The organism is Dactylosporangium sp. CS-033363, from assembly GCF_050942475.1.
Classification (GTDB): Bacteria; Actinomycetota; Actinomycetes; order Mycobacteriales; family Micromonosporaceae; genus Dactylosporangium.
In genome coordinates this window covers 5,800,964-5,820,797 of the sequence record NZ_CP192032.1, presented here as the reverse complement: position 1 = coordinate 5,820,797, position 19,834 = coordinate 5,800,964, and the positions used below count along the sequence as shown (strand labels likewise).

Here is a 19,834-nt window from a genome sequence, read left to right as displayed (position 1 = left end):
CGGGCCGAGTTCACGCGGTGAGCTCAAGCGCGGCCAGGACCTCGTCCAGGGACCGTTCGGCGGCGCTCGCCAGGAGGAGATCGGCGGCCGCGAAGCGGGCGTGGTCGGCATGCGGGTTCGGCACGGCCACGCAGCGCAGACCGGCCGCCTGCGCCGCGGCCACGCCGTGCTCGGTGTCCTCGAACGCGACCGCGTCGCGCGCCTGGAGCCCGAGCCGGTCCAGCGCCAGCAGATACACCGCCGGGTCCGGCTTGTGCGCGGCCACCTCCTCGCCGGTCGCCAGCACCTCGAACCGCGCGCGCAGCCCCACCCGATCCAACATCGGGCCCACGTGGGACACGGCCGAACTGCTCGCCACCGCCAGCCGAAGTCCCAGCTCCGCGGCCCGTTCCAGCCAGTCGACGATGCCCGGGGCCGGGTCCAGCGCCGCGTTCAGTTCCGCCCGGTACGCCATCCGCAACGCGTGGCTGGCACCGCGGTCGTAGGCCGGTCCGGCCGCCGCCGCCAGCGCCACGTACCGCGGCTCGTTCGCATCACCGCCGTGGTCGGCGAAGAAGCCGGCCGGGTCGAGCTCCAGACCGTGCCGCCGCCACTCCCAACGCCAGCTTTCGAGCAGCGTGCTCTCCGTGTCCATCAACAGGCCGTCGAAGTCGAAGATCAGCGCCTTGATCGTCACAGCCACCAAGTATCCCCGCCAGGCAACTCGGTCAGGACGGCGTCGAAGGCGGCGAGGTTGTAGCGGTCCGCCGCTGGACCGAGTGGCGCCGCCGGCAGGCCGGTCGGCGGCAGTCCCCAGACGACCCGGGCCGCGCCGGCGCGCTCGACGGCCTCGTACCATTGCCGCAGGGGTTCGGCGAGGCGGACATGGAGGTCGAAGTTGCGTCGTCGGCGCGTGGGATCCGCGTCGCGACGCCGGCGGAGTTCCTCTTCCGGTGGCGTGGACACGAGGATCAGGTCGGCGAACCCGAGCCGGCCTTCGGCCACGGCCTGCCGGTGCGCGTCGACCTCGGCCCGCCAGTGATGCCGGGAGAGGGCGCCGATGCGGGCCAGCGACCAGCTGTAGTGCAGCTTGAGCGGATCGTCGTCACAGACGGCGAGTCCACCGGCGCGCTCCCGGTGCAGGGCCTGCGACCAGCGTCGCGCGTTGACGTCGCACCAGAACGCCGCTTGTTCGGCGGGGTCCGGGCCGGCGAGGTCTCCGGCGGCCGGAACGTACTCGGGCACGGTGTCGGCCGGATGGTGCTCGCAGCACCAGATCGTCTTCCCCGCCGCGCTGGGGCCCGTCACGACGACAATCATGCTCGCCGTTCTACAGCACGCAGCGCCATCCGGTTGGTACTGGCGGCCGCCGTGCTGGGCAGCCTGGCTGGTTGCGGGGACAGTGCGCCTGTGCTCGGTACGAGCAATGTCTGCTCGTTGTTCGACGCGGGGCTGCTCGATGCCGCTGTTCCCGACGGGTCCATCAGCGTCTCGGAGCTGACCACGTCCGACGATGCGGGCTCCGGCGGTGTGTGCGAGGTCAGCAACGTGAGCCGTGGGGATTGGAGCGTCCTGCGGCTGAACATCAACAAGGAGTACACCGGAAGCCCGGCCCAGCGGCGGGAGGACTCCGCGGTCGGGCTTCGGTGGGCCTGCGACAAGAGCGTCACCCAGGCGCCGGTCACGAACGGCGAGTCGCCCGCCGAGGAGTCGTGCGCGAACCTGGTCACCGATGCCGATCAGGCGGTCCCGATGCGCCTGTGCCAGTACGCGGCCCGCCGCGCGGACACGCTGGTCTGGGGGTACTACCAGTTCCTGCCGAGCCTGACGCCGGCCCAGGCCGATCACAACTGCCAGGTGACGCGTGACGTGGCGAACAGCGCGCTGTCGCGGGTGGCCTGAAACCGGCCGGTCGGGTCGTCGACCCACTGCGCCGGGGTGCGCCCGTCGGGCAACGCGACGCCGGCCTCGGTGCGCCACAGCGCGTTGCCGAGGACGGTGCGCAGGTGCCAGGCCATGACGCGGTCAAGGTCGACCGTTGTGCCGGTCAGTCGCTGATACTGCGTCACGAACTGCGCCGGCACAGGTTCGGTGTGCGTCGTCGGGTCGGGCAGCGGGCCGATCGCATCGGACACCGCGCGCAGCCCGTTGCGAACCGCGTCCAGCGTCGGCCCGTCCAGCCACGTCAGCTCCATCGGGTCAGCATGACCCAGGCCGGTTCTGCGATGATCGGGCCCGTGGCCGGGTTCAGTTACAAGACGTCGTGGCTGGCGGTGCGCGAGCGGACCGTGGACGAGGTCGCCGACGCGCTCGCGTTGCGGGAGCGGCAGGTGCTCGGCTGGGCGGACGGCACCGACCGGGCGTACAAGTCCGGCGTGTACGTGGCGGCGCCGGTCCCGGGCTGGACGCTCGCGCACGGCCGGATGGACGTCCCGGCCGGGTTCGACGCGACCGACCCGCGCTTTCCCGGGTGGCTGTGCGAGCTCAGCCGGCGCCTGGGGGAGGTCCAGTTCTTCGCCAACGAGCGGGTCCCCGAGTACCACGCCTGGGCGCGGGCCGCCGGCGGGGAGCTGCTGCGCGGGTACTGCTTCATCGGCGAACGCGGTGACGTGCCGATGTTCCTCGGCGAGCCGACCGCCGACGAGGTCGCGCTGGGCGTCGGCACCCGCGGCATGGAACCGGGGATGGAGCTGTGGTCGGAGGAGGAGTGGGACACCTGGTTCGCCACGACGCCGTCCGAGTCCCACGTGATGGCCATGGCCGGGCGGTGGAGCGTCGACCCGAACACGATCGACGACGCCGCCGTGACCGCGCCCGGCATCTACGGTGTGCCGTGACGCGACGACCGGCGGCGACCCGGATCACAGGCCGGCGGTGTGACGTCCCGGGACAGATCCACTAGGGTCGAGGCAGCACGTGGTTGCGCCTTGGGTTCCGTCTGCCGCCCGCCTTCTGCCCCACAATCAGGGCGGTCAGGGTCTGGACCGAGCGGCGCCACGGTCGTCAGCGCCATACACAGCTATGGCCGCGGCCGACACCTGAAGGGATAGAAACCCGGAGGGCTCCGTTTCCGACGTGCCCATCGAACGGTGGGCCGACGCCAAGGAGCCTCCACAATGGACGCGCACGTCATCGCGCTCACGCTCTTCGCCGCCGTGCTGCACGCGACCTGGAACGCCCTCGCGCACGGGGTCAAGGATCGGCTGGTCGGCTTCGCGCTGATCGGGCTCGCCTACGTCGGGGCCGGGGGAGCCGGGGCGCTGCTGCTCGGGCTGCCCCCGGCCGCCGCCTGGCCCTACGTCGTGACCTCGGCGGCCGTGCACGTCGTCTACGTCCTGCTGCTGTGGGCCAGCTACGAGCTCGGGGACTTCAGCCAGTCGTACCCGATCGCCCGCGGTACCGCACCCTGGCTCGTCGCGGTTGTCGAGGTGGCGCTCGGGCACCGGCTGCCGCTCGTGCAGGCCGCCGGCATCCTCGTGGTGACCCTGGGACTGCTCAGCCTCGCGCGGGGCGGGCGGCGCGACCGGCGCGCGGTCGGGGCGGCGGTGGCGACCGGGGTGGCCATCGCCGCGTACACCGTGATCGACGCTACCGCGGTGCAGGTCAGCCCCGTTCCCGTGTACGCCGCCTGGATGTTCCTGCTGCAGGGGCCGGTCCTGCCGGTCATCGCCCTCATCCGGCGGCGGCGCGAGCTGCAAACGACCGGGCTCGGCACCGTCGCCATCGGGGTCGGCGGGGGGCTGGTGTCGCTCGTGGCGTACGGACTCGTGCTCGTCGCCCAGACCAGCGGCGCGACCGCGGCGATCGCGGCGCTGCGGGAGACCAGCATCGTCATCGGAGCGCTCATCGGGGCCGTGTTCTTCCAGGAGGGGCTCGGCGCGCGGCGGGCCGTCGCGGCCGGGATCGTCGTCGCCGGGATCGTGCTGGTCAGCTTCTGAAACGCGGGTGAACCGCAGGGCGGGCTCAGACGTGGTCGAGGCGGGACCCCCGGAAGGAGCGCCGCCTTGCCCGACTTCGCGATCGACTACGGGCTGCTGCACCAGGCCCGCAAGGACCTGCACGACCTGGCCGACCGGATCGGGCCCCGGCTCGGCGACACCGTGTTCTCGCAGGTCGGCAGCATCGAGTACGGCGACAGCGACGCGGTCTTCGGCAACGAGGGACTGGCCGAGAGTTTCCGCAGCCTGTACCGGCGGGCGCAGCACCCGATGAGCAAGGCCGAGGACGACCTGCGCGAGCTCGGCGACATCTTCGGCGCCGTGGCCGACGGGTACTTCGACGTCGACGCCCAGATCGCCGACGGCATGGGGATGATGGGCTCCACCCTCGACCTGGACCGGTGGAAGGACAAGAAGGCCGAGTGGGACTACCTGCAGGGCCACCGCGGCGACTGCGTCCCCGGCGCCGACGGCACGATGCCGGACTTCTGCTCGGCGACCGACCCGGGGCCGCCGCCCACCGACATGACGATCAACACCGCCACCGGCTCGGTGCACACGCACCTGACGCTGGACGAGCACAACAACGTGGTCAAGGAGGAGACGACGGTCGTCAACGGCGACCAGAAGTACACCTCGACGACCACGTACAGCGACGGCGGCAAGAACTACACCACCGACACCGTCTTCAGCGACGGCAGCACGACGCACTCGGTGACCACGACCGGTGAGCACGGCTCGTCGACGACCGACACCACCGATCAGGACGGCAAGACCACGCACACCGTCATCGCGCTGAACGACAACGGCGGCGGCACCATGACCGTCAGCGAGCCGGACGGCACGGTGACCGAGTACTCGCGCCCCGACCGCTACGCCAAGTGGGACGAGACGAGCAAGACCGAGCCCGTGGACGACACATATTATCCGACGCCGATGTTTTAGGAGTCCGCCCCAATGCCCAACATCTCCCTCGACTACGAGAAGATCGAGGCGACGTCGACCCGCCTCGACGGCGCCGTCCGCGACATCCTGCCGATGCTGGAGTCGCTGCGCAGCGACGTGTCGAACCTGCTCGAGGACGGCCTGGTGTTCCAGCAGTCCAGCCCGGCGATGAAGGAGTCCTACGAGAAGTTCAACACCTCGCTGCTCGCCGCGATGAAGGGCATCAACGACTTCGCCAAGCAGTTCCGCGACATCCGCACCTCGATGGAGGAGATGGACACGGACATGGCGGGCAAGATCCGCAGCGCCGGCAGCTGAGTCGCGCGAGGCGGCGCCGTCAGGCCTGCTCGCCGTACCCGAAATCGGGCACCTCGGCGGAGAGCAGGAACTCGGCGCCGCCCTCGGTCGCGCGCTGCATGTCCGCCGAGCGCGGGAGCATCGCCGCCTCGTAGGCCCGCACCGCCTCGCCGAGGTCCGCATGCGCGGCGAGGGACAGGGCGAGGTCGCTCGCGTCGAGCATCGCCAGGTTGACCCCGACACCCAGCGGCGGCATGAGGTGCGCGGCATCGCCGAGCAGGGTGACGGTCGGATCGTGTTCCCACCCATGTGGTACCGGCAGTGCGTAGATGGGCCGCTCGACATACGGCCCGTCGTTGTCGGTGATCAGCCGGCGCAGCAGCGGCGACCAGCCCGCGAACGCGTCGAGGAGCCGGGCGCGGATCGCCTCGGTGTCGCCGATGCCCAGCCCGGCCTCCGCGAGCCAGCCGGCGGCGACGCGCTGGATGATGTACACCCGGATGGCGCTGCCGCTGTTGCGCTGGGCGAACAGGCCGCGCTCGCCGTCGGCCCCGGCGGTGCTGCCGGAGCCCACGAACGCGGCGAGGTCCGGGTGCCGGTCCTCGACGCCGGTGAACCAGGCCTCGAGGAAACTCACGCCGCTGTACTGCGGTACCGCCGCCGAAACCGCCGGCCGCACCCGCGAGAAGGCCCCGTCGGCCCCGATGACGAGCGCCGCCTGCTCGGTCGTCCCGTCGGCGAAGCGCAGCTCCCGGACGCCGTCCACCGCCGGGCCGACGGCCCGCAGGGACCGGCCCCACCGCACGGTGCCGGGTTCGAGGGAGTGCAGCAGCAGGTCGCGCAGCTGGCCGCGGTCGATCTCGGGCTTGAACAGCTCGCCCGCCTCCGGCACATGGTGGAACAGCGTCGCGCCGGTCGTGTCGACCTGGCGCATCTCCTGCCCCTCGGGCCGGGCGAGCCGCAGGAACTCGTCGAACAGGCCGGCCTCGCGCAGCGCGAGCTGGCCGTCCTCGGCGCGCAGGTCGAGGGTGCCGCCCTGGTTGCGGGCGTCCGGGCCGGCGTCGCGGTCGTGGACGGTGACGTCGATGCCGTGCCGTTGCAGGATGCGGGCGCAGGTGAGTCCACCGGGCCCCGCTCCGATGATGTGCAGCATGACCTCAGAACAGCAGACTCAGTACAAAAGTGCAATGACTCAACTTAGTGATAGAGTCAACCTATGAGTGAAGGAGGGCGCCGCGAGCGCAAGAAGGCCGCCACCCGCCAGGCGATCGCCGACGCCGCCCTGGCACTGTTCCTGGCCCGCGGCTACGACCAGGTCAGCATCCGCGACATCGCCGACGCCGCCGACGTGTCCACCACGACGCTGTTCAAGCACTTCCCGGGCAAGGAGGCGCTGGTCTTCGACGAGGAGCAGGACCGGGAGGCGGGGCTGGTCGCCGCCGTGCGCGAACGCGCCCCGGGCACCGGCGTGCTCGACGCGCTGCGCGGGTACGTGCGCGGCACCTGGCTGCCCGTCGGCACGTCGCCGGAGCTGGCCCGGTTCACCGCGCTGGTGGACGGCACCCCGGCGCTGCGCGAGTACGCCGAGCGCATGTGGACCCGGCACGCCGAGCGGCTCGGCGCCGCGATCGCCGGCGAGTACGGCCTCCCGGACGACGACCTCGCCTGCCGTACCCTCGCCCGGTTCTTCCTGCAGATCCCGACCCTCGCCAAGCATCACCCCGACCCCGAGGCGGCGGCCGGGCGCATCATGGACATCATCGAGCACGGCTGGCAGCCGCCCGCCTGACAAGCGTCAGCAGCAGCGGCGCGCCGGGGCCGGGGTGCGCAGCGTGCCCAGGCCCATCGTCAGGGCGACCCCACCGGCCACCAGCATCAGGTTCGACTGCACGCCGCCGGCGAAGATCCGCCCGACGTGCGGTACCACGAACACGGCCTTGCGGAACTGCCCGCCGTCGAGGGACACCTGCCACGGGTCGGCCTGCTGGTTCGCGTCGCCCTTGGTGGTCATGAACGGCTTGCCGGCGGCCGTGCCGATGGTCTGCACGCGGTGCATGACCGGCCGGCCGCCGTTGACGACGAACGGGGCCGGCGGCTTGAACGCGATCACGTCGCCGGTGTGGATCTGGGCGGCGTCGACGGGGACCGTCACCACCAGGGAGCCGGCGGGGGAGTACGGGGTCATCGAACCGGTCAGGATCGGCAGGAACCGGACACCGAACAGGCTCGCGACGGCGAAGGCGGCCGCGGCGAGCAGCAGCAGGGCGGTGCCGGTACGGCGGACGAGGCTCATGCGGCGCTCCTGTCGGTGGCGGTGCGGGCGGCGGTGACGGTGTCGGCGGTGAAGGTGACGCCGCTGGCGATACCGCCGCTGACGACCTTCATGTAGATGTGGCCGCCGACCGGCAGCGGCGCGGGCGTGGTGTAGGCGCCGGTGGTGGTGCCGATGGTGACGGTGATGCCGACCGTCGTGGACGTGCCGGGGCAGGCGTTGGTGGTCTGGTTCCAGGCCACCGAGCAGACGATGGCCGGGCTGGAGCCCAGGATCGTGGTCAGCGACAGCTTGAGCCCGAGCGTGGCCGGCACGGTCGAGGTGTTGACGAGGTCGATGTAGCTGTTGCCGCCGACGAGCAGGCTGGCGATCTGGTACTGCCGCCCGTCCGCGCTCAGCACGCCCCCGCCCGTGACGACCTGGAAGGCGCTGCTGAGCAGGGCGCTGGACATCGCCGCCGCGCGGGTCGTCGGCGGTCCCCAGGCGGCGTGCGCCGGCCGGATGGGGCCGGCGCACAGGACGGTGGCCACGAGGGCCACGGCGAGGAGCGTCCGCGTCACGATCCCGCGGCGGCGCTCCTCACCGCCCCCGCAGGCACAGTCCGCCTGGCGCATGGCTGGGTCAGCCGCCGGTCCGGTCGCTGCCGCCGACGAGGGCGTTGCTCACCGACAGGCTGATCGAGCCGCTCTTGCCCTGCAGCGAGGCCGGGGCAGAGCTGGAGAACGTGAACTTGTACCGCACGTGCTGCGTCGCCGCCGCCCCCGGTGCGAGGGAGCCGTGGTTGATGGCGACGGGGCTGTTCAGCGCCGGCGTGCCGGACCCGATGCCGCCGGTGGTGCCGGAGCAGGTGCTGACGCCGTTCACGGTCGTCCAGGTGGCGGTGCAGGTCGTCGCGTCGACCGCGATCTGCCCGGCGAGGTCCCCGGTGACGCCCACGCTGCCGGTGAAGGTGCTGGTCAGGGTGCCGTCGTTGCGTACGTCGACGTAGCGGTAGAAGTAGTCGCCGGGCAGCAGGTTCGACACGGCGGTGACGAACTGGCCGCCGTTGGTGTCGACGAGGGTCGGGGTACCGCTGGCCGTGGACAGCCCGCCGGAGTTGACCTCGGCGGTCGTGGTCCAGCTCGAGAACGCCCCGTTGCCGATCAGCACGGCGCCGCCGAGGGCCAGGCCGAGCGCGGTGACCCGGCGGACCTTCCCGCCCATGCCCGCGCGGGCGTGCCGGGCGTGCCGGCCGGGCCGGGCCGCCGTGCAGGTGGCCGCGTGCTCGTGGTGGGTGGTCATCGCATCCGTGCTCATATTCCGTGTCCCCTGACTCGTCGTGGCTGGACCCGGCTGATGGGTCGACAGGGACGTCGGCGTGTCATCCGCCCGGTTGAGGGGTGCACTCAGGTGCTGTACACCGGCAACCACCCGGCAACCAGCGCCGCCCCACGAGTCCCGGCCGGCACCGCGTGTCACACGGCGGGGTGTTCGCAATCCGTGTCAGCCGGGTCGGTACGAGCAGCGCGTCCCGGTGCGCACGGCGGCGTCGAGGTGGGCGCCGGTCGCCGGGGCCCGCTCCCGGATGCGGGCGATGGCGGTGCGGATGGCCCGGGTCACGTTGAGCCGGGCCCGCTCGGCGTCGGAGCCCAGCCGCCGGGTCCGCCCGCCGAGCCCCGCGGCCGCGCTGAGCTCCTGGATCAGGAAGTCCCGCTCGGCCCGCAGCCGCGCGGCGCGCTCCTGGTCGTGCCAGTGCTCGGCCTCGGCGAGGTCGTCGTCGAGCTCGGCGAGCCGCCGGCGATACTCGCCGCGGGCCCGCGCGTCGAGCACCTCGTCGCCGCGTCCACCACCGGCCATGTCCAAGCCTTCGCCGGTACTGCCGGTGCCGGTCGACGCCGCCAGCTGTACGAGCTCGACGGCGGAAACCTCCCGGCCGGGACTGCGCACGAGCAGTGCCAGGTAGCGCAGGCCGAGGCTGTCGGGCACCCGGGAGGACTCGCCCGCGAACGCGACGAGCCACCCGTCCTGCTCGAGGCGCAGGACGAGCCGCGCATCGCCGAGCCGGGCGAGCAGCCGGGTCATCCCGCAGGCCCCGGCGAGCGCCCGCGCCTCGGCGACCTCCCCGAGCTCGGCGAGCGTCCGGGCCAGCATCGGCCGCGCCCCGAGCGAGCGGTGCAGCCGCTCCGCCACCCGGTAGTGCCGCCCGGCGGATTCGGCGTCCCCGTCCAGTGCCGCCAGCCGCCCGAGGTAGAAGTCGGTGGCCCCGGAACACGAGACCGCCCCGGCCTCGACGGCGGCGCGCCCGGCGTAGGGGAGCAGCGCGCGGTACACCCGGCGGGCATGTTCGGCGGCGCCGAGCACACAGACGGCCTCGGCCAGGTGGGTGAGCGCCCAGACGAGCACCATGTCGGGCCGCTGCCGGTCGAGCCCGTGCTCGACGAGGTCGTCGAGCCGCCCCCGGGCCTGCTCGACGTCTCCGGCGGCCGCCTCGAACTGCACGAGCGCCGGCGCATGCGCGAACGCCCGATGCGAGTGCGCGACGAGCTCCCGCAGCGTCCGCACCGTCCAGTCCAGGTCCTCGGCGGGCACGTCGGTGTGCACCCAGATGGCGTGGACCTGCCCCCACCGCACCGCGTCGGCGTCGGGCAGTCCGGCCCGGCGCCCGGCCTCCCACGCCTCGGTCGCCGCGCGGGCCCCTTCGGCGAAGTCCCCGTCGAGCGTGGCGAGGGCGGCCCGCCGCGACAGCGCGACGAGCCGCGCCGAGGGGTGCCGCAGCGTGCCGGCGAGCCGGTCCAGTTCGGGCAGCACGCGCCGCGCGGCGGGCCCGTCGCCGACCTCCAGGAGGTGGGTGAGCACGAGGACCCGCCCGTCGAGCTCGGTACCCGGATCACGCGCCCGCCGCGCCGCGTCGACGATGCCGCTCGCGTCGGCGAGGGCGTCGGCGGGCTCCTGCGTACCCCACCGCGTGTGGTGCCGCGCGGCCAGGGCGGCCGCGCGCGCCGCCGGTTCGCTCGGATCGGCCCGCCCGGCCTCGGCCACGGCCGCGTCGGCGGTGACCCGCGCCGCCTCCAGATCGGGCGCCTGCACGAACGCGAGCCGTGCCAGCACCTGAGCCCGCAGCGCGGCCTCGCCGATCGGCAGCGCCTCGGCGGCTTCCCGCAGCAGCGCGGCGATCGAGTCACCGGGCGCGTTGAAGTCCAGATGCCGCGCGGCGAGCAGTGCCGCGGCGGCGAGCTGTCCGCTGTCACCGGTCCGCCGGGCGAGCTCCACGGCCTCGCCGACCACCGCGGCGGCCCCCGGATCGGCCGCCGCGTCCAGGGCCCTCGCCAACTGCAGCAGCAGGTCGCCACGCTGGCCAGGCTCGGGCCGGGGACTGCGGCCGAGCGCGTCGAGGGCATGCCGGAACTGCTCGGCCGCCTCCTCGGGTGCGAGCGCGGTGAGGGCCTCGTCCCCGGCGAGCGTGGCATATCGCACGGCAGCGGCCACGGCGGCGGGTCCGGTGGCCTGGGCGAGCCGGTAGTGCCGGGCCAGTTCGGCGGCACCCGTCCGCCCACGCCACGACGGAAGCTCCAAGGCGCCCGCGATGTGCAGATGCCGCTCGGCCCGCGCGAGTGGCGTGAGGTCGGCCAGCAGCGCCTCCCGGATGAGCGCATGCCCGAACCGGTAACCCCCCGGCCCGGCCACCAGCAGGCCGCTCTGCGCCGCACCGTCGAGCACCGCCCGCGCCGGCTCCTCCTCCAGCGCGGCGACCAGCGCGGGATCGACGTGGGCGCCGAGCGCGGCCGCCGTGGCCAGCACGTCAGGAGCGCCCGGACCGAGCGGCGCGATCAGCCGGGCCACGGCCTGGCGGATCGAGGCGGGCACGGGAACCTCCTCGACGGTCGCCGCCTCCCGTCCGAGCAGCCGAGCGACCTGGGTCACGAACAGCGGGCTGCCCTCGCCCCGGCGGGCTACGGCGTCGAGCACCGCGTCACCCGCGTCGGGCAGCAGCAGCCGGATCTCCGCCGGGGCCAGCCCCGGCAGCGTCAGCACCGTGCCCGAGGACTCCAGCGCGGCGACCACCGAGCGCAGCCCCGGGTCCAGTCGCGCCTCGGCCGGGCGCAGGGCCGCCACGAGCAGTACCCCCGGCAGGTTGGCCGCCGCGAACCGCAGCAGCAGCGCCGACGGATGCCCCGCCGCGTGCAGGTCGTCGAGCACCACCACCAGCGGTGCGGGGGCCCGGGACAGCACCGCACAGGCGGCGTCGAAGAGCGCGAACCGCGACCCGAACTCGGCGCCGGTGAACGGCGAGTCGTCGCCGGCCTGGCGCAGGACCTGCATCCACGGCCAGTACGGGGGAGCGCCGCCGTCCTCCCACGCCCCGCCCCACAGCACCGTGGCGCCGCCGGCCCGGGCGCGGCGGGTGAACTCGCGCAGCAGGGCGGTCTTGCCCAGGCCCGGGTCGCCGCAGACCAGGACCGGCCGCGCCTCGCCCGCCGCCGCGGCCGCCCGCGCCGAGGCCAGCGCCGCCAGCTCGTGCTCGCGGCCGACGAACACCTCCACGTGGCCACCGTAGGCCGTTCGGTGCGGTGTTCAGCTCGGGTGAACGGGCCGATGAACGCCGCAGGAGGCAACAACGATTTTGGAGGTACCAGATGGACGAGACCAAGGCCGCCGAGTTCACCGGGCGCGTGCTGGCCGACACCGCCGCCTTCGCCACCGTCGTGCTCGCCGCGCTCGGCGACCGGGCCGGGCTGTTCAAGGAGCTCGCCAAGGGCGGCCCCGGCACCAGCGGCGAACTGGCCCGCCGCGCCGGGCTCGACGAGCGGTACGTGCGCGAGTGGGCCGCCGGCCTGCACGCCGCCGGATACCTGCGCTACGACCCGGCCCAGCAGCGCTTCGAGCTGCCCGCCGAGCACGCCCCGACGCTCGCCGTCGAGCCCGGCCCGGCGTTCTTCGGCGGCGTGCACCAGGAGCTCGTCGGCGCCACCCAGCGCTACGACACCGTCGCCTCCGCGTTCCGGGACGGCGGCGGGGTCCGGGCCGACGAGCTGCACCCCGACGTCGCCGAAGGGACGAGCCGGTTCACCGCCCAGTGGCACCGCAACATGCTCGTGCAACTCTGGCTGCCGCTGGTACCCGAGGTCGAGGCGAAACTGCGCGCCGGAGCCCGGATCGCCGACGTCGGCTGCGGCACCGGCCAGGCCCTGATCGAGCTGGCCAAGGCCTACCCGACGGCCACCGGCACCGGCTACGACGTGTCGCCGAGCGCCGTTGCGGCGGCCCGGGCGGCGGCGGAGGCGGCGGGCGTGGCCGACCGGCTGCGCTACGAGGTGCTCGACGCCTCCGGCGGCCTGCCCGAGGCCTACGACGTGATCACCACGTTCGACGTGGTGCACGACGCCGTCGACCCGGCCGGGCTGCTGCGCGCGATCCGCGACGGCCTGCGGCCCGGCGGGCGCTACCTGTGCCTGGAGATCAACTGTTCGGACCGGACGGTGGAGAACGTGGGGCCGATCGCGACCCTGCTCTACGGCTTCTCGATGTTGTACTGCATGACGACCTCCCTCGCCGAGGGCGGCGCCGGGCTGGGCACCCTGGGCCTGCCCGAGCCCGTCCTGGCCCGCCTGTCCGCCGAGGCCGGCTTCGCCGCCTGCCGCCGCGTCGACATGGAGAACCCGTTCAACACGCTGTACGAGCTGACCCGCTAGTCCAGCTCGGCGGCGACGGAGCGGACGAACTCCTCCTCGCCCAGCGCCGCCACCAGCTCCGCGATCGTCATCGTCGGGCGGACGCCGGCCAGGTGGGCCACGAACCGCACGCCCTGGACCAGCGCGACCCGCACGCACCGGTCGACCGGCGCGTGCGGGCCGTCGGCGGTGAGCAGGCGCATGGTGTCGTGGTAGACCGGCTCCAGGCGCGGCGGGCGGTCGGCGAGCTCGCTGCTGGCGGCGCCGGCGGCCCGGTCCTCGCTGCGGCGGGCGGCGAGGCGGCGCAGCATCCGGCGGTGCCGGGCCCGCCAGTCGTGCACGTCGACTACTTCCTCACCGAGCCGGGCGCAGGTGAGCACGAAGGCGTGCACGAACTCCCACGACGGGCGGGAGACGCCGGCCAGCTTGTCGCTGATCGTCGAGCGCGGGAACGGGTGACCGGCCTCGCGCAGCGCGACCTCGAGCTTGCGCACGCTCGGGTTCCCGCACGCCGCGCGCAGGTCGCGCAGCTGCGCAGCGAACTCGTCCGTCGGATCGACCAGGCTCACACCGGCCACGGTAGGAATCGACGGTCGTGACCTCCCGTGACTGTCCGCATTCCGTCGCCCGCTGTCCGGGAACCTCGCCGGACACGACCGGCGCCGTCCACCCTCGCTGCTATGCGAACCCGACTCTTACGCCTGGCGGCGGCGGCGCTCCTGCTCACCGGCGGCCTGGTCGCCGCCGGCGCGGGACCGGCCGCGGCCGCCCCGAACTGCGACGTCCCCAACCCGCCGCCGGTCTGCGAGACGCCCGGCGACAACGGCATCGAGCCGACGGTGGAGATCACGAGCTTCAGCCGGACCCCGGCCGGCTTCACGATCGCCGGCCGGGCCTACGACCCCGACGCGACCGGCCGGCTGACGGTCCGGCTCAGGGTCGGCACCACGTACGTGACGACCTGGCTCGTCGGCAGCACCGGCACCTTCGGCGGCAGCTATGCGGCCCAGGACGCCGCCTCGGTCTGCGCGATCGCCCTCAACCAGGGTGTCGTGGCCCCCAACGGCGTCGGCTGCCTGCCCGGGCCGCTGCGGGTGTCGCCGATGGGCTACCTCGACGAGGTGTCGGCGTCACCGGCCGGCGTACGGGTCAAGGGCTGGGCCATCGACGAGGACACCACCGCGCCGATCGCGGTCCGCATCGCGTTGAACGGCGCGGTCCAGCCCACGCTCACCGCGTCGGGCAACCGGCCCGACGTCGGCGCGGTCTTCCCGGTCTACGGCTCCGCCCACGGCTACGACGTCACCTACCCGCAGCCGCGCGGCAGCTACGAGGCCTGCGTCGTCGCGCTCAACGTGGCCGGCGGCGCCGACACGAGCCTGGGCTGCAGGACGGTCGTGCAGGGCGGCCCGCCGACGGCGCCGGTGCTCACCGCGACCAACGGCGGCCTCGACGCCACGCCGTTCGCCCAGGTCCGGGTGGCGACGCCCGGCGTGGAGACGACGGCCTGGCAGGTGCACCGCGCGCCGACCGCCAACGGGCCGTGGGGCCTGCTGCAGAGCTTCACCGGCAACGGCGCCGGCCAGACGTACCAGGACCGCACCGCGGCCGGCGGGCAGACGTACTGCTACCGGGCCTCGGCCAGCAACGCCTACGGGGTCGCGACCGGGCCGGCCAGCTGCGTGCTGGTGCTCTATCCGGCTCTGCCACAGGCCGACGCGGCGCGGGTCGTCGCCGTCACCCCGACCTCGCTCACGTTCGAGTGGCGCGACAACGCCAACGGCGAGGACCGCTACCGGGTGGCGTCGAGCCGGGGAACCCAGCTCGTCCCGGCCGCCGCCGGCACCGGCGGGTTCCTGAAGGCGACCTTCACCGGGCTGCCGTCCAACGCCGACTTCTGCGTCTCCATCTTCGCCGAGAAGACCGGGTACGCCGACCGGTTCGTCAACGTCTGCGGGCACACCGACCCGCCGCCGCAGGTCGGCATCAAGACCCTCGACCTGTGGAACTGCAACGCGAGCAGCGGCACCTTCTGGCTGTTGAACTGGTCCACCGGCGTCTGGACCCGGCTCGGCGACGCGGCGAGCCGGCGCGTCTGCGGCCCGGGCGGCGAACCGCCCTCGATGACCACGACCCTGCCCGACGGCCAGTACGTGACCGTCTCCCTCGTCGTCCTCAACGCCCAGTGCCCGGTGGAGGACCCGACCACCGGCAACTGCGAGAAGTACCGCACCGACCTCATGCGGGGCGACGCGAAGGGCGGCTACGACTACCGCATCCTGCAGTAGCCGCTCAGTCCTCCCGCAGGACGGTCAGCGGGATCTGGACCGCGATCGCCGCCCCGCCCGGCCCGCCGGTGAACGCCCGGCCGGGCGGGGCGGCGTTGCGGACCTGGCTGCTGACCAGCCGCGCCCCGATCGCGTCGCCCTCGGTGATCGAGCGCGGGGTGAGCAGCAGGCCGCGGCGGGAGCGGCGGGCCGCGGTCAGCCAGCTGCCCAGGGCGATCGACAGCGCGTCGGCCGACCCGGCGTAGACGACGGCGCGGCCCTTGTCGCGCCCACCGGCGGCCACGTCGCGCAGGACCTTGTCGGCGGCGGGGGCGGTGAGCAGGTCCGCGTCGTCGACGAGGACGACGACCGGGCCGCCGAGCTCGTCCATGGCCGCGGCGACCGCGTCGGCCGCCGGGTCCGGCTCGTCGAGCAGCCGTACCCGGGGCTGGCGCGCCAGGGCTCTGAGCGGCGAGTCGCGCGGGGTCAGCACGACCAGGCCGGTCCCGCCGGTCAGCAGCGACACGGCGATCGCGGCCAGGGCGTTGCTGCGCCCGGCGCCGGCCGGGCCGCCGACGAAGAACGACGAGGTGGCGGTCAGGTCGGCGAGGACCGCGCCGCCCTCGTCGCCGCCGACGCCGAGCAGGGCCTGCATGGGCCGCTTCTGCGCGTCGGGGACGAGCGCGTACGCGTCGGTGAAGGCGACCCGCCCCGGCAGCGGCGCCACCGGGAACGGCTTTGAGGAATTCTCAGCGACAACCAGGCGAGAGCCGATACGCCGAAGAGCCTCGGCCTGGGCGCTGTCGTCGGCGTCCAGCAGCGCGATCTGGGTCTCGGTGCGGCTCAGCACGTGCCAGCCGCGGCCGGCGACGATGGTGCCGGGGACCTTGCTGGGCAGGATGCCGACGAGCTGGTAGTCGTTGCGGTCGGCCTGGCGCAGCAGCAGCTTGTGGTCGTTGTGCGCGGCGAGCCGGCCGCCGAGCAGGGCCCGCTCGGAGGTGGCGATGACGTGGATGCCGGCCGCGGCGCCCTCGCGGACCAGGCGGGTGATGTCGGTCAGCAGCCGGCCCTGGTCGTGCTCGTCGAGGATCGGGGCCAGGGCGTCCCAGCCGTCGACGAACAGCAGGATGTGCGCGGGCCGCTCGGCCGCGGGCAGGCGGCGGCGCAGCTCGACGATGCCGGCCGCGTTGGCGTTCGCGGCCCGCTCCTGGCGGTCGGTGAGCTCGCGGCCGAGCCGGCGCAGGAGCCGCTCCAGGCGTTCCATGTCGTGCCGGGACACGACCGCCCCGCAGTGCGGCAGGGTTTCGAGGGCGGCGAGGCCGCCGCCGGCCGCGTCGATGCCGTACATGTGCACGTCTGCCACCGCCGCCCGCCGGGCCGCCGACGCCGCGATCGTCCGCAGCACCTGGGTGCGGCCGGAGCGGGGCGCGCCGACGACGTAGAGGTGCCCGAACGTGGCGAGGTCGACGGTGGCCACCCGCCGCTGCTGCAGCGCGGGCACGTCCTCCAGGGCATACGGGATCGGCGCCGGCACGCTCGCATGCCGGTCCTTCCGCGTCGGTACCGCCGGCAGCTCCTCAAGCAGCACCTTGTCCTCGAGCGCGGCGAGCCACGGGCTGGGCTGGCGCACGAAGTCGTCGAGCCGCTCGGCCGCGGCCCGGATCGCCGCGACGAGGGCCTGCAGGTCGGTGGGGACGACGGGGCCGGGCAGCAGCGGGTCGACGTCCTCGACCGGCAGCTCCACCGGCCGGCCGAGCCGCTGCCAGGACAGCTCCGCGGTGCGGACCCGGTCGGGGACGGCCGGCGCCGCCGGCTCCTCCGGGCTGGTGCCGGGCCGCTCGGCGCCGACCCAGGCCGCCTGGAACGGCACGGCGCTGCGGTGCCCGGCGCGGATGAGGGCGCGGCCCGGCGTACCGGGGGAGATGTGCACCGCCTCGCCGGTGTCGATGATGTCCTGGCTCTCGACGGTGTCGGTGACCCGCAGGGCGATGCGCAGGTTGGTGTTGGCCTTGATGTCCGGGGTGACCGCGCCGGCCGGGCGCTGGGTGGCGAGGATCAGGTGGATGCCCAGCGAGCGGCCGCGCTGGGCGATGCTGATCAGGCCGGGCACGAAGTCCGGCAGCTCCCGGACGAGGGTCGCGAACTCGTCGATGATGAGCAGCAGCCGCGGCAGCCGGGCCAGGGCCGGGTCGGCGGCCCGCTTGGCCCGGTACGCGGGCAGGTCCTTGGCCTCGGCCGCGGCCAGGATGCGCTCGCGGCGGCGCAGCTCGGCGCCGAGGGAGTCCATGGCCCGCTGCACCAGGTGGGCGTCGAGGTCGGTGACCATGCCGAGGGTGTGCGGCAGCTGCGCGCACTCCCGGAAGGCGCTGCCGCCCTTGTAGTCGACGAGCACGAAGGTGAGCTCGTCGGGCCGGTTGGTGGCGGCGAGCGAGGCGACGAACGACTGCAGCAGCTCGGACTTGCCGGAGCCGGTGGTGCCGGCGACCAGGCCGTGCGGGCCGTCGCGGACGAGGTCGAGGCTGAGCGGGCCGTCGTAGCCGCTGCCGAGCACGAACGTGGTGGAGGCGGGCCGGCGCCGCCACCGGTCGAGCAGGGCGGCCGGGTCCGGGGGTTCCTGGTCGAGCAGGTCCAGCAGCCGTACCTCGCGCGGCAGGCCCGCGTCGTGCTCGGGGCTGACGTCGCGCAGCGGGGTCAGGGCCCGGGCGAGCCGCTCGCACCACGGCACCGGCACCAGGTCGGCGCGGATGTGTTCCAGGGGTGCGGTACCGGTGCGCTTGAGGGTCAGGCCCGTGGTGTCGGCGGCGACGACGGCCCCGCACTCCTCGGGCAGCAGCCGCTCCTGCTCGTCGAGGCAGACGCTGAAGATCCGCACGCGGGGGCCGTCGGCGAGGATCTGCACCATGCCGGGCACGTCGCGCAGGGCCCGGGCGCCGTCGACGACGACGAGCAGGTCGGGGTCGGTGAACATGGCCCGGCCCATCGACGAGCCGAGCGCCCGCTGGCGGGCCTGGACCTGGGCGACGAGTTCGGCGACGCGGTTGGCGATGCTCTCCGGGTCGTTGCCGATCGCCGCGTGCGCGCCGCCACCGCCGCCGGCCGGGCGCAGGTGCGGCAGCCACCGGACCCAGCCCCACCCCTCGGACCGCTCGGGCGTGGTGAGCACGACGACCCGCAGGTCGCGGGGACTGTGCAGGACGGCGGACTGGGCCACGAACCAGCGGGTCAGCGCCTGCACGGGTTCGGCCGGCCCGACCACGCCGAGGACGCCGATCTCGGGCAGTTCCAGGCCCACCGGTACGTCGCGGATCGTCCAGCGCACGGTGCGGTGGTTCTCGTCGCGGGCCGGGTCGTCGATCTCCTTGACCGACGGCACGTCCACGGTGCCCAGGCGCAGCAGCAGGTGGTCGGGGTCGCGGCGGCGCCGCTCCCACAGCCGCGCGCCGGGCCCGGTGGCGATCAGCCCGACGGTCGCCGGGTCCGGTCCGGTGATGCAGCGCACGTCACGCTCGCGGCGCACCGCGGCGTCGATCTCACCGGCGAGGCTGCGCAGGCGCTGGTCGTACCGCTGCTGCTGCTCCTGATGCTGCTTGCGGTTGGTCTTGCGGCCGACCATCCAGTTGGTGATCGCCATGACCGGCGTGAACAGGATGAAGACCAGGTAGAAGTAGGAGTGGAAGACCCCGACGAGGACCAGGCCGAGCACGATCGGGGCGAGCAGGAGCAGCATCGGGAACGGCTGGCGGGGGGTGCGGCCCGGCGGCACCGGCAGGCGGACCCGCTCGGCGTCCAGGTGCGGGGCGATCCGCGGCGGCCGGTTGTAGTCCAGCCCGAACCCGTCGGCGGAGGCGGTCACCGCCGCGTCGGGCTCGACCGGCGCGCTCAGGCGCAGCAGGGCCGGGCCCACGCACAGGTCGGCGCCGTCGGCCCAGCGCTCGCCGAGCGCGCCGCGGACGGGCCGGGCCGCGGTCGGCAGGCCGGTGACCGGGTGCGGGTCGGGCGGCGGGGCGATGCCGGCGGGCCGTACGCCGTCGTCGGGCCGGGTCAGGTGCCACCGCGCGCCGCCGTCGGCCGCGACCGTCACCCACAGCCCGCCGGCCGGCGCCTCGGGCCCGCCGATGCGGATCGCGCACCGCTCGGCGGCGCCGATCTCGAAGCTGCCCGCGCCGAGCCGCCAGGTCGCGCCGGCGCCGGGCCCGGACACCAGGTGTACCTCGGCCAGCAGCGGCCCGCCGGACGTGAGGTCGGTGCGCACGCCCTTCGCGGCCGGGGCCGGGGCGCCGAGCCCGATGGTGCCGCCGGGCCGGATGCCGCTGCCCCGCACGGGCGCGTCGGGTTCCAGGCGCCGGTCGTCGAGGTAGACCCGCTGCCCGCCCGCGCCGAGGGGGCTCTCGACGGCGTCGGCGAGCCCGCGCACGGTGGCGCCGTCGGGCACGTCGACGATGTGGTCGCGGGCGGCGCCCTCCTCGGCGTCGAACGCGGTGAGCATGA

Annotated in this window: 18 protein-coding genes; 8 read left to right on the top strand and 10 right to left on the bottom strand. The window is 74.3% G+C overall.

Annotated features, from left to right (window positions below; genetic code table 11):
* Positions 1-10 precede the first annotated feature (10 nt).
* Together ACQPZ4_RS26945 and ACQPZ4_RS26940 are read right to left on the bottom strand one after the other, a co-directional pair.
* Complete coding sequence (locus tag ACQPZ4_RS26945) at positions 11-682, bottom strand: HAD family hydrolase (RefSeq protein WP_433040836.1); 672 nt, start codon at positions 680-682, stop codon at positions 11-13.
* Positions 673-1,299, bottom strand: a complete 627-nt coding sequence (locus ACQPZ4_RS26940; RefSeq protein WP_433040833.1) for a hypothetical protein — start codon at positions 1,297-1,299, stop codon at positions 673-675. Before ACQPZ4_RS26940 ends, ACQPZ4_RS26945 begins: the two co-directional genes overlap by 10 nt.
* Before the next feature lie 90 nt (positions 1,300-1,389).
* Between ACQPZ4_RS26940 and ACQPZ4_RS26935 the strand changes: the two genes are divergently transcribed.
* Complete coding sequence (locus ACQPZ4_RS26935; RefSeq protein ID WP_433040831.1) at positions 1,390-1,881, top strand: hypothetical protein; 492 nt, start codon at positions 1,390-1,392, stop codon at positions 1,879-1,881.
* Here ACQPZ4_RS26935 and ACQPZ4_RS26930 read toward each other — a convergent pair.
* Positions 1,824-2,174 carry a hypothetical protein gene (locus tag ACQPZ4_RS26930; RefSeq protein ID WP_433040828.1) on the bottom strand — a complete coding sequence of 117 codons (351 nt, stop codon included), beginning with the start codon at positions 2,172-2,174 and terminating at the stop codon, positions 1,824-1,826. The two genes, ACQPZ4_RS26935 and ACQPZ4_RS26930, sit on opposite strands and share 58 nt — an antisense overlap.
* Positions 2,175-2,216: 42 nt before the next feature.
* Here ACQPZ4_RS26930 and ACQPZ4_RS26925 point away from each other — a divergent pair, with 42 nt between their 5' ends.
* The 4 genes from ACQPZ4_RS26925 (at position 2,217) to ACQPZ4_RS26910 (ending at position 5,180) form a co-directional block, all read left to right on the top strand.
* On the top strand, positions 2,217-2,816 hold the full coding sequence (locus ACQPZ4_RS26925; RefSeq protein WP_433040825.1) for a hypothetical protein: 600 nt from the start codon (positions 2,217-2,219) through the stop codon (positions 2,814-2,816).
* Between the two features lie 279 nt (positions 2,817-3,095).
* A complete protein-coding gene (locus ACQPZ4_RS26920) occupies positions 3,096-3,917 on the top strand; it encodes an EamA family transporter (protein WP_433040822.1) in 822 nt (273 codons plus the stop codon).
* A gap of 66 nt (positions 3,918-3,983) precedes the next feature.
* Entirely contained in the window at positions 3,984-4,862 is an 879-nt protein-coding gene (locus ACQPZ4_RS26915) for a hypothetical protein (RefSeq protein ID WP_433040819.1), read from the top strand.
* A 12-nt stretch (positions 4,863-4,874) separates the two neighbouring features.
* Complete coding sequence (locus ACQPZ4_RS26910) at positions 4,875-5,180, top strand: WXG100 family type VII secretion target (RefSeq protein WP_350617783.1); 306 nt, start codon at positions 4,875-4,877, stop codon at positions 5,178-5,180.
* Between the two features lie 19 nt (positions 5,181-5,199).
* Here ACQPZ4_RS26910 and ACQPZ4_RS26905 read toward each other — a convergent pair whose 3' ends face one another.
* The gene (locus ACQPZ4_RS26905) at positions 5,200-6,312 is read right to left on the bottom strand and encodes an FAD-dependent oxidoreductase (RefSeq protein ID WP_433040816.1); all 1,113 of its coding nucleotides are present in this window, start codon (positions 6,310-6,312) and stop codon (positions 5,200-5,202) included.
* Positions 6,313-6,375: 63 nt separating this feature from the next.
* Between ACQPZ4_RS26905 and ACQPZ4_RS26900 the strand changes: the two genes are divergently transcribed.
* Positions 6,376-6,948, top strand: coding sequence for a TetR/AcrR family transcriptional regulator (locus tag ACQPZ4_RS26900; protein ID WP_433040813.1), 573 nt, complete (start codon positions 6,376-6,378; stop codon positions 6,946-6,948).
* A gap of 6 nt (positions 6,949-6,954) precedes the next feature.
* On the opposite strand, the gene ACQPZ4_RS26895 is transcribed toward ACQPZ4_RS26900, so the two are convergent.
* The 4 genes from ACQPZ4_RS26895 to ACQPZ4_RS26880 all read right to left on the bottom strand — a co-directional run bounded on the left by ACQPZ4_RS26895 (position 6,955) and on the right by ACQPZ4_RS26880 (position 11,952).
* Positions 6,955-7,452 (bottom strand): signal peptidase I, encoded by a 498-nt coding sequence (locus ACQPZ4_RS26895; protein ID WP_433040810.1) that lies wholly within the window; start codon positions 7,450-7,452, stop codon positions 6,955-6,957.
* Entirely contained in the window at positions 7,449-7,991 is a 543-nt protein-coding gene (locus ACQPZ4_RS26890) for a hypothetical protein (protein ID WP_433040807.1), read from the bottom strand. The genes ACQPZ4_RS26895 and ACQPZ4_RS26890 overlap by 4 nt, the downstream gene beginning before the upstream one ends.
* Positions 7,992-8,052: 61 nt before the next feature.
* On the bottom strand, positions 8,053-8,727 hold the full coding sequence (locus ACQPZ4_RS26885) for a hypothetical protein (RefSeq protein ID WP_433040804.1): 675 nt from the start codon (positions 8,725-8,727) through the stop codon (positions 8,053-8,055).
* Between the two features lie 186 nt (positions 8,728-8,913).
* Positions 8,914-11,952 carry an ATP-binding protein gene (locus ACQPZ4_RS26880; protein WP_433040801.1) on the bottom strand — a complete coding sequence of 1,013 codons (3,039 nt, stop codon included), beginning with the start codon at positions 11,950-11,952 and terminating at the stop codon, positions 8,914-8,916.
* A gap of 92 nt (positions 11,953-12,044) precedes the next feature.
* On the opposite strand from ACQPZ4_RS26880, the gene ACQPZ4_RS26875 reads away from it, so the two are divergent.
* Entirely contained in the window at positions 12,045-13,100 is a 1,056-nt protein-coding gene (locus tag ACQPZ4_RS26875; RefSeq protein WP_433040798.1) for a class I SAM-dependent methyltransferase, read from the top strand.
* On the opposite strand, the gene ACQPZ4_RS26870 is transcribed toward ACQPZ4_RS26875, so the two are convergent.
* Positions 13,097-13,648 (bottom strand): hypothetical protein, encoded by a 552-nt coding sequence (locus ACQPZ4_RS26870; RefSeq protein WP_433040795.1) that lies wholly within the window; start codon positions 13,646-13,648, stop codon positions 13,097-13,099. The genes ACQPZ4_RS26875 and ACQPZ4_RS26870 overlap by 4 nt on opposite strands.
* A gap of 111 nt (positions 13,649-13,759) precedes the next feature.
* On the opposite strand from ACQPZ4_RS26870, the gene ACQPZ4_RS26865 reads away from it, so the two are divergent.
* A complete protein-coding gene (locus ACQPZ4_RS26865; RefSeq protein ID WP_433040792.1) occupies positions 13,760-15,367 on the top strand; it encodes a hypothetical protein in 1,608 nt (535 codons plus the stop codon).
* 4 nt (positions 15,368-15,371) lie between these two features.
* On the opposite strand, the gene ACQPZ4_RS26860 is transcribed toward ACQPZ4_RS26865, so the two are convergent.
* Entirely contained in the window at positions 15,372-19,832 is a 4,461-nt protein-coding gene (locus tag ACQPZ4_RS26860; RefSeq protein ID WP_433066665.1) for an FtsK/SpoIIIE domain-containing protein, read from the bottom strand.
* Positions 19,833-19,834: the final 2 nt, after the last annotated feature.

What these genes read in the sequence shown, in the direction of transcription:
- ACQPZ4_RS26940 (WP_433040833.1), bottom strand. Translation starts at nt 1,299, where the DNA reads ATGATTGTCGTCGTGACGGGCCCCAGCGCGGCGGGGAAGACGATCTGG.
- ACQPZ4_RS26930 (WP_433040828.1), bottom strand. Translation starts at nt 2,174, where the DNA reads ATGGAGCTGACGTGGCTGGACGGGCCGACGCTGGACGCGGTTCGCAAC.
- ACQPZ4_RS26920 (WP_433040822.1), top strand. Translation starts at nt 3,096, where the DNA reads ATGGACGCGCACGTCATCGCGCTCACGCTCTTCGCCGCCGTGCTGCAC.
- ACQPZ4_RS26910 (WP_350617783.1), top strand. Translation starts at nt 4,875, where the DNA reads ATGCCCAACATCTCCCTCGACTACGAGAAGATCGAGGCGACGTCGACC.
- ACQPZ4_RS26905 (WP_433040816.1), bottom strand. Translation starts at nt 6,312, where the DNA reads ATGCTGCACATCATCGGAGCGGGGCCCGGTGGACTCACCTGCGCCCGC.
- ACQPZ4_RS26900 (WP_433040813.1), top strand. Translation starts at nt 6,376, where the DNA reads ATGAGTGAAGGAGGGCGCCGCGAGCGCAAGAAGGCCGCCACCCGCCAG.
- ACQPZ4_RS26895 (WP_433040810.1), bottom strand. Translation starts at nt 7,452, where the DNA reads ATGAGCCTCGTCCGCCGTACCGGCACCGCCCTGCTGCTGCTCGCCGCG.
- ACQPZ4_RS26885 (WP_433040804.1), bottom strand. Translation starts at nt 8,727, where the DNA reads ATGAGCACGGATGCGATGACCACCCACCACGAGCACGCGGCCACCTGC.
- ACQPZ4_RS26875 (WP_433040798.1), top strand. Translation starts at nt 12,045, where the DNA reads ATGGACGAGACCAAGGCCGCCGAGTTCACCGGGCGCGTGCTGGCCGAC.
- ACQPZ4_RS26865 (WP_433040792.1), top strand. Translation starts at nt 13,760, where the DNA reads ATGCGAACCCGACTCTTACGCCTGGCGGCGGCGGCGCTCCTGCTCACC.
- ACQPZ4_RS26860 (WP_433066665.1), bottom strand. Translation starts at nt 19,832, where the DNA reads ATGCTCACCGCGTTCGACGCCGAGGAGGGCGCCGCCCGCGACCACATC.